Below are 14,367 nucleotides of genomic sequence, written 5' to 3' on the forward strand. Positions count from 1 at the left end.
CGCCGGGGAGGCGAGGGGGGTGGGAGTGGCCGAGAAGGGTGCGTCCTGGGAGACCGCGGGTGCGGCGAAAGCGGCCGAGGGGGTGGCGGGCGCGGAGATGCCCGACGGCGTGGCGAGAGGTGTTGGTCCGGCCGAGGAGGCCGTGTTCCGAGAGACCCCCGGTGCGGCGGCCACGGGCGGCGGCGAGGCCGGGGAGCCCGCGTCCCCGAAGACCCCCGAGGCACCGTGAGCCACCGGGTCGGCCGAAGGCGCCACGGGCGCGGAGACACCCGGTGCCGCGGCGAGAGCTGCCGGCGCGGCGGAGGGCATCGGTGGCCTCGTCGCTTCGAGCAGCAGTAGCCACCTCCGGGCCAGGCTCACCGGTCGGGCGTCCGCGAAGACCCCGTCGAGGTCGACCTCGATGCCCAGCTCGCCCTCCNNCGGGGCCGGGGCGGGCTCGGTGGCCGTCGCCCGTACCTTGGCCAGCAGGTCGGCCACGCCGAGTCCGCCGCCGCCCCGTTCGATCGACTCGGCGATCGCCCGCCGGCCGGCGTGGGCCGGCTCCTCGTTCATGTCACGCATGAGAGCCCTTCGCGTTGTGCACGGTCTTGTTCCTCACTGCTGCTCCCAGGAGCGGAAGGCCCGCAGGTGTTCGGGGGTGGTCACGACGTCCAGCCGTTCGTCGTCCGGCTCGCCGCCGCCGAGCGCGGCGAGCAGCCGGCGGGCGGGGGCGTTGCGCGGGGTGCGCTCCGCGCTGAGCCGGACCTTGGCGCAGCCCAGCTGCTCGGCCCGGTCGGCGAGCCAGGAGAGCAGCCGTTCCTCGACGCCCCGGCCGAGGGCACGGCAGCTCATCAGCCAGGCGAGGACGTCGAGTTGGTTGCCGTCGGCACCGACCGCGAGCAGGGCGATCTGGCCGTAGTCGCCGAACCGGTCCCGTGCCGCCGCCGTCCACACCTCGCCCTGTTCGCGCCACCGGGCGAGGTCGCCGCCGTCGGCGGACCGGGCCCGCAGGGTGAACTGGTTGGTGCGGCGCACCAGTTGCTCGCCGCGCTCGACGTCCACGTCCGCCAGCTCGCGGATGTCGACCTCCAGGTTCAGCTGGGCGAGGAACTCCTCGAACCCGGCACCGTCGCGGACGGCGTCCCGCTCGCGTTCCTGTGCGTAGAACCGGGCCCGCAGGGCGTCCTCGGCGGTCGCCGCGGCCGGGACGAGGGGCCACAACCGGTCCAGGAACGCGTCGAGTTCGGCGGCCGGCGGGCAGGTCACGGACAGCACCTGCGGGAGCGCCGAGCGCATCCTGGCGATCTCGGCCGGGTTGTCGTCCAGGAACAGGAAGCTGTCCAGGCCGAGGTTGAGGGTGCGGGCCGCTTCGGCGAGGCGGTCCGGCTTGGGGTTCCAGGCGGCGGAGACCACGCTGAAGTGCTCGGCCTTGAGCAGGCTGTCGGGCCGGTCGAGGACGGCCCGGACCGTGGCCTCGTCGTTGTTGCTGACCAGCGCCAGCAGCGCACCCGCTTCCCGCCACTGGAGCAGCCTGCGGGCCAGTCGGGCGCGCGGGCCGGTGAGGTCGACCGCCTCGGGGCCGGCCTCGCCCGCCACTCCGCCCCACAGGGTCTCGTCGCCGTCGACGGCGATCACCTTGGGCGCGGGACGCCGTACGGCCCGAACCACCTCGGCCAGGCACAGCGCCACGGCTGCCTGGAAGGCCGGGCTGAAGGGCAGGTGGGCGAGGCGCTCGGTGCGCTCGTCGAAGGGGTCCTCGACGGTGTGCTGCCGGGTCCACTCGTCCGGCCCGAGCACCGCGATGCCGGGCAGTCCGGCCAGGTCGGCGGCGATCCCCCGCTCCCATGCGAGGAGGCGGTCCGTGGGCCGGGCGGTCGGCAGGATGCCGACGACCAGCGGCCTGCGGGTGCGTTCGGCGAGGGACTTCAGCGCGGCCGGGTAGGCGCCGCGCAGTTCGGCGAGGACCGTGTCGTCCACCGGCCCGAACCGCTCCAGGTCGGCGGCCCGCAGCAGGACGACGCCCACCGCGGTGGCCGGGTCGGCGAGGACGCCGGAGGGGTCCTGGAGGGCGGCGAGCACCTGGTGGTACGGCGCCTCGGCGACGGTCGTCCGCTCGTCCTCCAGCGCGGCCTCGCACATCAGGGGCAGGTTTCCGAGGGCGAAGGTGGCGGCGAGAGCGAGACGCGGTCCCTCGACCGGTGCCTGCTGAACCGGCTCCTGCTGAACGGCCGTTGCGCTCTCCCCGGCATGCACCGCCGCGACCCGTACGACCGCGGTCGCGTCCTCGGCGGTCTCGCCGAGCAACCGCAGGAACTCCTCGCCGAGTCCGGTCGCGGTGTCGGCGTCCAGGATGTCGAGGTTGTGGTCGAGGCGGACGGTGCCCGTGTCCGGGGTCATGGTGATCATCAGGTCGAGGTCGGTGTGGCCGACCCCGGCGGGCAGCACCTCGAGGTGGGTCAACCGGCCCGAGAAGCGGACGTAGTTGAAGTACACCTCGACGAGCGGTGCGTTGGCGCGGTGCAGGCCCTGCCGGGCGAGCGTGGCGAGGACGTCGGAGAACATGGCGCCCTTCGCCAGGATCCGCTGTAGACGCTGGTCGGTGCGGACCAGTACGTCCGCGACCCGCTCCCCCGCCGCCGCCTGGGCGGGGAAGGGCACGGGGACGCCGAAGAAGCCCACCGCGCCGTACGCGTCGGCGTGGACGCGGGTGTCCACGGGCACGGCGAGCGCGAACCGCTCCCGCTCCCGCTTCCTGGCCAGCAGCACGGTGAGGGTGCCGAGGCAGAACGCGGCGGGGGTGACGGCCAGCGCGCTCGCGGCGGCCGAGATCCGTTCCGTGAGGCCGTCGGGGACGGTCACGGTGACGCTGCCGGACCGGTAGGAGCGGGTTTCCGGGCGCGGCCGGGCGAGGGTCAGGTCGAGCCGTTCGCTGCCCTGGAAAGCCGCGCGCCAGTCGTCGCCGGGGCCCTCGCCGCCGCCTTGCTGGGCCTCGATCAGGAGGTCGATGTCCCGGTTGGTGACGGTGCCGTCCAGCGGGGTGCCGGAGAGTTCTGCGTCGATCTCCGCGGCCACGAGCAGCAGGGACTGCAGGTCGCTGACCGCGTGATGGGCGCCGAACACCAGGATCTGGCCCTGCGGGCCGCCGTCGGCGAGTTCGAACCGCCACAGCGGCGGGACGGCCAGGTCGAACGGCGGCTCCAGGAGCAGCCGCAGCCGCTCGGCAGCGTCGACCTCCGTGGCCTCGGTCCACCGCAGCAGCGGCGTGGGCGGCTCACGGTCCACCCGCAGCTGGCGGCCGCCCTCGGCTCCGGTCACGACGGCCGTGCGCAGGGCCGCGTGCCGGGCGGCGAGCCGGTCCAGGATGCCGGTGAGGGCTTCGCGGGTGGTCGGTGTGGTGAGCCGTACGGCCAGGCCGACACCGTGGGCCGCGTCGGGCATGTCCGGCTGCGCGCTGCGCAGGAGTCGTACGACATCCCGGGTCGCGGGCCGCAGTTCGGTCTCGGGCACCTCCTGCGCGGGTGACGTCTCGGCCCGCTGGGCCGGGGCGGCCCGCTCGGGCAGGGCCTCGCCGAGGGCGCGGGCGAGGCCGCGGATGTCGGCGGCGGAGAACACGTCGGCGGCCGGGAGTTCGACGCCCAGGTCGCGGGCGAACGCGTTGCGCAGCCGGACCAGCATCAGCGAGTCCAGGCCCAGCTCCTTCAGGGCCGTGGTGGCGAACACGTCCACCGCGCCGCCGGAGACCTCGCCGACCCGGGCCCGCACATAGGTCTCGAGCCACTCGGTGCGCTCCGGCCCGGTGGCGGCCGCGAACACCTTCTTCACCAGGTCGTCGGTGTCGCCGCCGCCGGCCGGGACGGTCACCAGGTCGGCGAGCAGGGGGCGGCTGCGGGCCGCGTCCGGGTCGAGGGCGAGCAGGTCCCAGTCGAGGGCGATCGGGGCGAGCTGGCGGCGGGCGGTGGTCAGCACCCGTTCGAACAGCTCGCCGCCGTCCTGCGGGGAGAAGGCGACCAGGCCGGAGCGGCTGGTCTCGGCGGCCCGGGTGCCGGACTCGGCGACCATGCCGACGCCCGCCCAGGCCCCCCAGTCCAGGCTCAGCGCCCGTCGGCCGGTCCGGGAGAGGTGGTGCGCCCAGGCGTCGAGGAAGGCGTTCGCCGCCGCGTACGGGCTCTGCCCCGCCGAGCCCAGCAGACCGGCCGCCGAGGCGAACAGGACCAGGTTCTCCGCCTCCGGGACCAGTTCGGTGAGCAGGGCGGTGCCGAGCACCTTGGGCGCGAGGACGCGCCGGACGCGCTCCTCGGTGAGGTTCGCCAGGGTGGCGTCGTCCAGGACACCGGCGGCGTGGACCACGGTGGAGACCGGGCCGGCCTCGCGGCGTACGGCGTCCAGGGCCGCGGTGAGTCCGGCACGGTCGGCGACGTCGGCGCGGGCGAGGTGCACGGTGACGCCCCGCTGTTCGAGGCCCTGGATCCAGGCGGTGGCGGCCGGGTCGGGCGTGCCACGGCTCACTAGGGCGAGCCGCCGGGCGCCCCGGCGCACCAGCCGCTCGGCGACGACCCGGCCCAGGCCGCCCAGGCCACCGGTGATCAGGTGCACACCGTCCGGCAGTTCGGGGTGGCCGCCGTCGTCGGGGCGGGTACGGGCCAGGCGCGGGACGAGGCGGCCGGTGCCGCGCAGCGCGACCAGGCGCTCGTCGTCGGCGTGCCACAGCTGGGTCCACAGCTCCTCGGCGCCGCCGTCGGCGGGCAGGTCGACCAGCGTGGTGGCGAGTTCCGGGTGTTCCTGGGCCACGGCGAGTCCGAAGCCCCAGGCGAGGGCCTGCTGCGGGTGCGTCACCGCGGTGCTGTCACCGGCGGCCTGGCTGCCGCGTACGACGACGAACAGGCGCGGTGTCCGGCCCGCGGACCGCTCGCGCTCGGTGAGGGCCCGCACCAGGTGCAGGGTGCTCAGGCAGCAGAGCCGGGCGGCCTCCTCGGCGCTGCGGTCGTCGCAGACCGGCGGGGCGTCGAGCGCGGACAGCTGGACCACCCGCTCGGGCGGCGCGTCCGCGAAGGCCTCGTCCAGGAGCCGGGCCCACTGGTCCGGGTCGGCCGGGTCGAGGACGTAGCGGCCGGGGCCCTCGGCGCCGTACGCGGTGCCCGGGCGGGCGACGACGTGCGGCGCCAAGTCGCCGATTCGGTCGATGAGTTCGTCGGCGACGCCGCTCTCGTCGGCGACGATGAGCCAGCTGCCCTCGGCGGGCGGCTCCTGTGCCGCGGGGCGGGGCTGCCAGCGGGTCTCGAAGAGGGCGCCGTCCAGCGGGGAGAGCGCGGCGAGCCGGAACTCATCGGCCGCCAGGACGAGTTGGTCGCTCTCGTCCCACAGGCGCAGGTCGAGGACGGCGGTGTCGCCGTCCACCGCGCGCAGGTCGCAGCTCACCCAGGCGGGTGCGGTGCGCAGGCCGGTGAACCGTACGCGTCCGGCGCCGGCGGGCACGAACGCCCTGCCCTGCGGGGCGGCGGCGGGCAGCGCGGCCGTGTGGAAGGCGGCGTCGAGCGTGGCGGGGTGCAGGAGGTGACCGGCGGCGGGCCGGGCGGCCAGGCGGGCCACCGCTGTCGTGCCGCCGTCCCGGTGGCCCTCCGTCAGGCCCCGGAAGGCGGGGCCGTAGTCGATGCCGAGCGCGGCGAGGCCCGCGTAGAGGGCGGGAAGGTCGACCCGCTCGGCGCAGCGCTCGCGCAGGGCGGCGAGTTCCCCCGCGTCCACCGACGGATCCTCGGTGAGGGCGATCCGCCCGGTCACGTGCCGTTCCCACCGACGCTCACCGGCAGGCGCCGACGCGATGGAGAAGTCCCGGAAGCCGTCCTCGGCGGGCCGCAGCACCATCTGCAGCCGTACGGGCCGGTCGGCGTCCAGGCGCAGCGGCTGCACGAACCGGACGTCGGCCAACTGCACCTCGCCGCCGTCGGCGAGCGTGGTCGCGGCCTCCAGCGCCAGGTCCAGGAAGGCCGCGCCGGGCAGCCACACCTCGCCCGTGACCCGGTGGTCGGTCAGATAGGCGAAGCGGCTGTCGCGCAGGTCGATCTCGCTCTGGAAGAGGTCCCGGCCGGGTTCGTCGCTGGCCTGGACGTGGGTGCCGAGCAGCGGTGAGCCGCCGGTGGAGGTGGCCTGGACGGGGGCGAGCCAGTGGCGTTCGCGGGCGAAGGCGTAGGTGGGCAGGTCGGCGCGGCGGCCGCGCGGGAAGAGGGCCGTCCAGTCGGGCGTGTGTCCGGCCTCGTACAACTCCCCCAGCCTGCCGAGCAGTACGTCGTGTCCGTCCCGGCCGCGCCGCAGCGAGCCGATGCCGGTCGCGTCGATCCCGGCCTCGGCGGCCACGGCTTCGATCGCCGAGGTGAGCGAGGGGTGCGGGCTGAGTTCCACGAAGTAGCGGTATCCGTCGTCCAGCATCCGGCGGATGGTCTCGGTGAAGCGGACCGGCCGGCGCAGGTTGTCGAACCAGTACGCGGCGTCCAGGCCGTCCCCGGGGACGGGTTCGGCGAGCACCGACGAGTAGAGCGGGGTCGGTGTGCGGGTGCCCCGGATGCCGGCGAAGCGGTCGAGGAGTTCGGCGCGCAGCGGTTCCATGAGCGGGGTGTGCGAGGCGAACGGCGTCGACAGGACGCGCGTGGGGACGCCCCGCTCCTCCAGTTGACGGCGCAGTGCGGTGAGCGCGTCCGCCTCGCCGGAGACGGCTGTGGCGCCGGGGCTGTTGACGGCTCCGACGAAGAGCCGGCCGGCGTAGGGCTCCAGCAGCTCCTCGACCTCGGCGAGCGGCAGCTCCACGGCGAGCATGCCGCCCTGCCCGACGAGCGGGACCACCGCGGCGGCCCGCCCGGTGACGGCGGTGACGGCCTCGTCCAGGGTGAGGGCTCCCGCGCTGTACGCGGCGGCGATCTCGCCCAGGCTGTGGCCGACGACGGCGTCCGGGGTGACGCCGAGTTCCCGCCAGGCGGCGGCCAGGGCCGCGTTGACGGCGAACAGCACCGGCTGGAGGTATTCGGTGCGGTCGAGCGGGGAGAACTCCTCCGGCGCCCGCAGCACGTTGAGCACCGACCAGCCGGCCTGTCGCTCCACGGCGGCGTCGATCCGGGTCAGCTCCGCCCGGAAGGCGTCGGACTGGGACAGCAACTCCAGGCCCATGCCGGACCATTGGCCCCCGTGTCCGGCGAACACGAAGGCGACCTTGCCGGTCTGGTACTCGCGGGGCGCGGACACGGGCTTGCGTCCGCTGCCCAACGCCTTGAGGGAGGAGAGCAGTTCGTCCCGGTCGCCGGCGACGACCGCGGTACGCCACTCGAGGTGGCTGCGGTGCCGGGCCAGAGTGTGGGCGACGTCCGCGAGGGCGGTTTCGGCGGTGACGTACCGGGCCAGCCGGGTCGCCTGCCCGCGCAGCCCGGCCTCGCCGCGCCCGGAGAGCGGGAACAGCAGTTTTCCGTCGGGGAGTTCCGTGTCCTGCCGCGGCCGGGCGGAGGCTTCCTCTTCCTGCCGCGGCCGGGCGGGGGCTTCCTCCACGATGACGTGGGCGTTGGTCCCGCTGATGCCGAAGGCGCTGACCCCGGCCCGCCGCACCCGCTCCCCCGTCGCCGGCCAGGCGACCGGTTCCTGGAGCAACCGGAGCCCGCTGCCGTGCCACTCGACGTGCCGGCTCGGCGAGCCGGCGTGCAGGGTGCGGGGCAGGGTCTGGTGGCGCAGCGACTGCACGACCTTGATCAGCCCGGCGATGCCCGAAGCGGCCTGCGCATGGCCGATGTTGGACTTGAGCGAACCCAGGTGCAGGGGGCGGTCCTGCGGGCGGGAGCCGCCGAAGACCTCGGCCAGGGCGTTGGCCTCGATCGGGTCGCCGAGGGTGGTGCCGGTGCCGTGCGCCTCGATGTGGTCGATGTCGGCGGGCGCCAGCCCGGACAGCTCCAGCGCACGGCGGATCACCTGTTCCTGGGCGGGGCCGTTGGGCGCCGACAGACCCTGGCTGCGGCCGTCCTGGTTGACCGCCGTACCGCGCAGCACCGCCAGCACCTCGTCGCCGTCCCGCTCGGCGTCGCTCAGCCGCTTGAGGACGAGCATGCCGGCGCCCTCGGCCCAGATCGCGCCATCGGCTTCGTCGGAGAACGAGCGGCAGCGGCCGGTCGGGGACAGTCCCCGCAGGCGGCTGAACTCCACGAAGGTCTGCGGGGTCACCATCAGCGTCACCCCGCCGGCCAGGGCCAGGTCGCACTCCCCGGCGCGCAGGGCCTGGGCGGCCAGATGCGTTGCCACCAGGGAGGACGAACAGGCCGTGTCCACGGTCAGGGCCGGGCCGTGCAGGCCGAGCGCGTACGCCAGCCGGCCGGAGGCGACGCTGAGCGCCGAGCCGGTGCCCACGTAGCCGTCGAGCTGGTCGAGGCGGGAACCCGCCAGGTAGTCGCTGCCGAACATGCCGACGTACACGCCGGTGGTGCTGCCCGCGAGCCGGGCGGGCACGATTCCGGCGCGTTCCAGTGCCTCCCAGGCCGTCTCCAGCAGCAGCCGCTGCTGGGGGTCCATGGCGGCGGCCTCCTTCGGGGTGATGCCGAAGAAGCCCGCGTCGAAGGACTCGATGTCGTCCAGGAAGCCGCCCTCGCGGGCGTAGGACTTGCCGAGGGCGTCCGGGTCGGGGTCGTACAGCGCGTCCACGTCCCAGCGTCCGGCCGGGAAGGGGCCGACCGCGTCCCGGCCTTCGGCGACCAGTCGCCACAGTCCGTCCGGGTCGCTCACCCCGCCGGGCAGCCGGCAGGCCATGGCGACGATGGCGATCGGTTCGTCGCCGACGGGCACGGTCGTACGAGCCCGCTGGTCCTTGCGTGACGGGCGCCCCAGCACGGTGGCCAGCAGGTACTCGGCCAGCCGGTCGGCGGTGGGGTGGTCGAAGAGGAGGGTGGCGGGCAGGCGGGTGCCGAGCCGGGCGCCGATGCTGTTGCGCAGTTCGACGGCGGTGACCGAGTCCATGCCGAGGTCGCGCAGCGGCTGGTCGGGGCGTACGGACTCGGCCGAGCGCAGGCCGAGGGTGCGGGAGGCCTCGTCGCGGACCAGGGCCAGGACGCGCTCGGCCCGCTCGGGCTCGGGCAGCCGGGCCAGCCGGTCGGCGAGGGCGTCTGCCCCGGTGCCGCGCGGCGCGGGCAGCAGCGAGCGCCACAGGGCGGTGCCGGCCGCGTCCGACGAGCGCAGGCGGGGCAGGTCGAGGGCCCAGGCCACCAGGTGCGGGGCGGGGCGCCGCAGGGCCAGCGCCACGAGGTCGCGGCCCTGGTCCGGGGTGAGCGCCCGGTGGCCGAGCCGGGCCATGCGGTCCAGGTCGGCGTGGACCGCGGCGAGGCCCTCACCGGCCCAGGCGCCGAAGGAGATCGAGCTGCCGGGCAGGCCCAGGGCCCGCCGGTGGTGGGCGAGTTGGTCGAGGAAGACGTTGGCGGCCGCGTAGTTGCCCTGGCCCGCGTTGCCCACGACACCGGCGGCCGAGGACACCAGCAGGAACAGGTCCAGCGGGGTGTCGGCGGTGAGCCGGTGCAGCTGGAGGGCCCCGTCGACCTTGGGGCGCAGCACCCGCGCCAGCCGCTCGGGCGTCAGCTCGGCGACCACCCCGTCGTCGAGGATCCCGGCGCAGTGCACGACACCGCGCAGGGGCAACTCGTCGCCGGCACGGGAGAGTACGTCGGCGACGGCGGCCGGGTCGGTGACCTCGCACGCGACGACCTCCGCCGCGGCGCCCAGCGCGGACAGCTCGGCGACCGTCTCGGCCGCGCGGGGATCCTCGGCGCCCCTGCGAGCCGTCAACACGAGCCGGGGAACGCCTCGTTGGGCGAACAGCCGGGCGATGTGCCGGCCGACGGCACCCAGACCACCCGTGATCAGGACGGTCCCGTCCGTGGGGAGATGACCGGCCCCGCGCCGCTCGTCCCGGTCGGGTCGTGCACGCACCAGCCGGGGGACGAACAACGTCCCTTCACGGAGGGCCAGTTCGGGCTCGTCGGCAAGGCCTGCGGCTGCCCTGAGCGCGGACGCGGGATCGCCGTCGTCGAGGTCCAGCAACGTCAGCCCGAGGTCCGGATGCTCGGCACGGGCGCTGCGGACCAGCCCCCACAGGACCGACTGGGCGAGCCCGGCCACCGGGTCGCCGTCGGCGGCGGCGATCGCGCCACGGGTCACCCACACCGTCCGGGCGGGCGCCTGGTCCTCGGGGAGCGCGATGATCCGCTGCAGTTCGGCGAGGGCGGTGGCCGCCAACTCATGGGCTCCGGACAGCGGTTCGTCGGGGCGCGGCCAGAATCGTACGGCGACGTCGGCGCCGGTCTCGCGACGCTCCAGGCCGTGCAGCGCGGCCTCGGCCTGCGGGTCGGCCGGATCGCCGGCCACGGTCCACGTGAGGTCCGGCGCGGCGGGCGGCTCCTCGGTGACGGCCGTCCAGGCCACCTCGTAGAGGTGCCGGGCGTTCTCCGAACCGGCGTCGAGGTCGGCCGGCTCGGCGGCGCGCAGACGTACGGCCTCCAGGCGCCCGGCGGGCAGGCCGTCGGCGTCCCACAGCGTGACGTCCAGGGTGAGGTCCGAGCCGGCCTGGCTCGTGCGCCGCACCTGCGCGGTCAGATCGCCCGCGCCGCCGTACGGCAGGACGCAGCGTCCCACGGCGACGGGGAGCAGGGCGCGTCCGTCGGCCGCTCCGAAGGCGGCCGTGACGTGCAAAGCGGCGTCGAGCAGGGCCGGGTGCACCGGGTAGGGGTCGGCCGTGTCGCGCGCGGTGGAGGGTAGGGAGAGACGGGCGAGGAGTTCTCCGTCGCCGGTCGTGACGGCCGACCGTACGCCCTGGAAGGCGGGCCCGTAGCCGAGGCCGAGGTCGGCGAGGCGGTCGTACGTCTGCGCGGTCCAGGCCTGTTCGGCGGTGTCGGGCCACTGCGGGGGGCGGCCCGCGCTGAGCGGGGAGGATTCGGCGGCGGAGGCGGTGGCGTGAAGGGTCCAGCCGGGGGCGTCCTGGCCGCGCGGGCGGCTGTGCACGGTGATCTCGGGTACGGGACCGGCGGTGACGACCTCGACGGAGACCTCGACCGTGCCGGAGCCGGGCAGCACGAGGGGGCTGAGCAGGAGCAGGTCGGTGACGTCGGCCGCGTCGTCCGGGCGGGCCACGGCGAGCGCGGCGCGGCACAGCTCCATCAGGGTGGTGCCGGAGACCACGGTGCGGCCGAACACGGTGTGGTCGGGCAGCCAGTCGGCGGTGGCCGGGGACCACTCGTTGCGGAAGGTCCAGCGGGTCTCGTCGGCGGACTGGAGCTGGATGCCGAGCAGCGGATGCGCGGCGTGGTCGAACAGGGCCGGGCCGCCGGTGGCGGTCTCGGGTTCGATCCAGTGGCGCTGTGCGTCCCAGGCGTAGGTCGGCAGGTCGGCCGGGTCGCTGTCGGGGACCAGACGGCGCCAGTCGATCCGCCGTCCGTGGACGTGGAGTTCGGCGGCGGCCCGGTCCAGGCAGGCGGGGCCGTCCTCGTCGCGGCCCAGCGAGCCGACGGTGGTCAGGTCGTGGCCGGTGTCCTCGCCGATGGTGTGCAGCGCGGTGAGCAGGGCCGGGTGGGGGCTCAGCTCGACGAAGTGGCGGTAGCCGTCGGCGAGCATGCGCTCGACGGTGGGCGCGAAGCGGACGGTTTCGCGGAGGTTGGTGTACCAGTAGCCGGCCTCCAGCTCCTCGGTGACCGGTTCGGCGGTGACCGTGGAGTACCAGGCGATGTCCGTCGGGTACGTGGTCACGCCGTCGAGTTCGTCGAGGATCCGCTCGCGGACCGGTTCGACCCGGTCGCTGTGGGAGGCGTAGTCGACGTCGAGACGGCGGACGAACACCTGGCGTGCTTCGAGGCGGGCGAGCAGCGCTTCGACCTCTTCGACGGCGCCCGCGACCACGGTCGCCCGGCCGCTGTTGACGGCGGCGACCGAGACGGAACCGTCGAGTTCGGCCCGGACCTCGCCGTGGGGCAGCGCGATCACGGCCATGGTGCCGGTGCCGGACACGCCGGTCAGGGCCTGGCTGCGCAGGGCGACGACGGCGGCCGCGTCGTTGAGGCTGAGCGCGCCCGCGACGCAGGCCGCGGCGACCTCGCCCTGGCTGTGCCCGATGACGGCGTCCGGTCGGATGCCCCGGGCGCGCCAGACGGCGGCCAGCGACACCATCACGGCGAACAGGGCGGGCTGGACGACGTCCACGCGGTCCAGGGACGGGGCGCCGGCGTCGCCGCGCAGCACGGCCGCCACGGACCACTCGGTGAACGGGCGCAGCGCCGCGTCGCAGCGGTCCAGCTCGTCGGCGAACACGCGGTCCCGGTCCAGCAGGTCGCGGGCCATCCCGGCCCACTGGCTGCCCTGTCCGGGGAAGACGAAGGCCAGCTTTCCGGCGGGGGCGGTCCGCTGGGGGCCGGTGGTGTGCTCGGGGGTGGGGTCTCCGTCGGCCAGGGCGCGCAGGACGTCGAGGAGCTGGGTTCGGTCTGAGGCCCGAACGACGGCCCGGTGGTCGAAGTGGGTCCGGTGACGGGCGAGGGTCGCGGCGACCGCGGGGAGCGGCAGCTCCGGGTGGGATTCGAGGGCGCCGAGCAGCCGGGCGGCCTGGCCGTGCAGGGCGGGGAGGCTGCGGGCGGAGAGGGGGAAGAGGGTGGGGGTCGGCTGCTGTGCGGGGGCATCGGCGGCGGATTCCGGCGCTTCCCCGGCGACTTCAGGCGCTACCCCAGCGGGCTCGGGCGCTTCCTCCAGGACCACGTGGGCGTTGGTCCCGCTGATCCCGAAGGCGCTGACCCCGGCCCGGCGCACCCTGTCCGCGGTGCGCGGCCAGGCCTGTCCGGCGCTCTGCACGTGCAGCCCGCTGCCGGTCCAGTCGATCTGGTCGGTGAGGCGTTCGGCGTGCAGGGAGGCCGGCATGTGCTCGTGGCCGAGCGCGAGGACGGTCTTGATGACGCCGCCGATGCCCGCAGCCGCCTGGGTGTGGCCGATGTTGGACTTCAGGGAGCCGATGCCGAGGGGGCGGTCGGCCGGGCGGTCGGGGCCGAACACGTCGGCCAGGGCCCGGAGTTCGATGGGGTCGCCGAGCCGGGTGCCGGTGCCGTGGGCCTCGACGTGGTCGAGGTCGTGCGGGCCGAGCCCGGCCGCGTCCAGGGCGGCGCGCAGCACCCTTTCCTGGGCCGGGCCGTTGGGGGCGCTGAGGCCCTGGCTGCGGCCGTCCTGGTTGATCGCCGAGCCCTTGACGACGGCCAGGATCCGGTCGCCGTCGCGGCGCGCGTCCGCGAGCCGCTTGAGTACGACGAGACCGCAGCCCTCGGCCCATACGACGCCGTCCGCGTCGGCGGAGAACGGGCTGCACCGCCCGGACGGGGACAGCCCGCGCAGCCTGCTGAACTCGACGTGCCCGCGCGGGGTGACGAGCAGCGTGGCCCCGCCGGCCAGGGCGAGATCGCACTCCCCGCTCGCCAGGGCCCGCGCCGCCAGGTGCAGGGCGACCAGCGAGGACGAGCAGGCGGTGTCGACGGTCACCGCCGGCCCCTGCAGGCCGAGGGTGTAGGCGATGCGTCCGGATGCCACGCTGGCCGCCGAGCCGGTGCCGACATGTCCGTCGAGCTGGGTGAGCGGGGCGGCGGCGAGGTAGCCGCTGTCGTACAGGCCGAGATAGACGCCGGTGGAGCTGCCGCTCAGGGACTCCGGGACGACACCGGCGCGTTCGATCGCCTCCCAGGCGGTCTGCAGGAGCAGCCGCTGCTGGGGGTCCATGGCGGCGGCCTCGCGCGGGGAGATGCCGAAGAAGGCCGCGTCGAAGCGGTCGATGCCGCCGTCGAGGAAGCCGCCGCGCAGGGTGTAGGCCTTGCCGGTGGCCTCGGGGTCGGGGTCGTACAGGCCGTTCGTGTCCCAACGTCCCGCCGGGACCTCGGAGATGGCGTCCTCGCCCGTGGTCAGCAGCCGCCACAGGGCCTCGGGGTCGTCGGCGCCGCCGGGGAAGCGGCAGGCCAGGGAGATGATCGCCACGTCGTCGCCGGGGCCGGTCCGCTCAACGACCGTGCTCGGCACCGGCGTTCGGGCCCGCTGCGGGGCGAAGACGGCCTGCGCGACGGCGTCGATGGTGGGGTGGTTGAAGACGAGGGACGGTTCCAGGGGGCGGCCGGTCAGCGTGCCGAGTTCGGCGGCCAGGGTGACCAACTGGCGTGATCCGAGGCCGAATTCGGCGAGCGGCCGGTTCGGGTCGACGTCCGCCGGGTCGGTCCCGGCGGCCTCGGCGACGGCCGATGCCAGCCAGGCCCGGACGCCCTCGGAGGTCGTCAGGGACGGCTCGGGAGTGTGCTTCGGGGACTCGTTCGCAGGCATCTGGGCAGGTGTCCTCGTGAACTCGGGCTCAGGCTGGATTCCGTACCGGGCGACGGG

General features: G+C 75.4%; 1 protein-coding gene. It reads right to left on the reverse strand.

Annotated elements, in window-relative coordinates; genetic code table 11:
- Positions 1-594: 594 nt before the first annotated feature.
- Positions 595-14,310 carry a type I polyketide synthase gene (locus tag BEK98_RS26360; protein WP_094219157.1) on the reverse strand — a complete coding sequence of 4,572 codons (13,716 nt, stop codon included), beginning with the start codon at positions 14,308-14,310 and terminating at the stop codon, positions 595-597.
- Positions 14,311-14,367 lie beyond the last annotated feature (57 nt).

Origin of the sequence: Streptomyces diastatochromogenes (assembly GCF_002242805.1) — a bacterium.
Classification (GTDB): Bacteria; Actinomycetota; Actinomycetes; order Streptomycetales; family Streptomycetaceae; genus Streptomyces; species Streptomyces diastatochromogenes.

What these genes read in the sequence shown, in the direction of transcription:
- BEK98_RS26360 (WP_094219157.1), bottom strand. Translation starts at nt 14,310, where the DNA reads ATGCCTGCGAACGAGTCCCCGAAGCACACTCCCGAGCCGTCCCTGACG.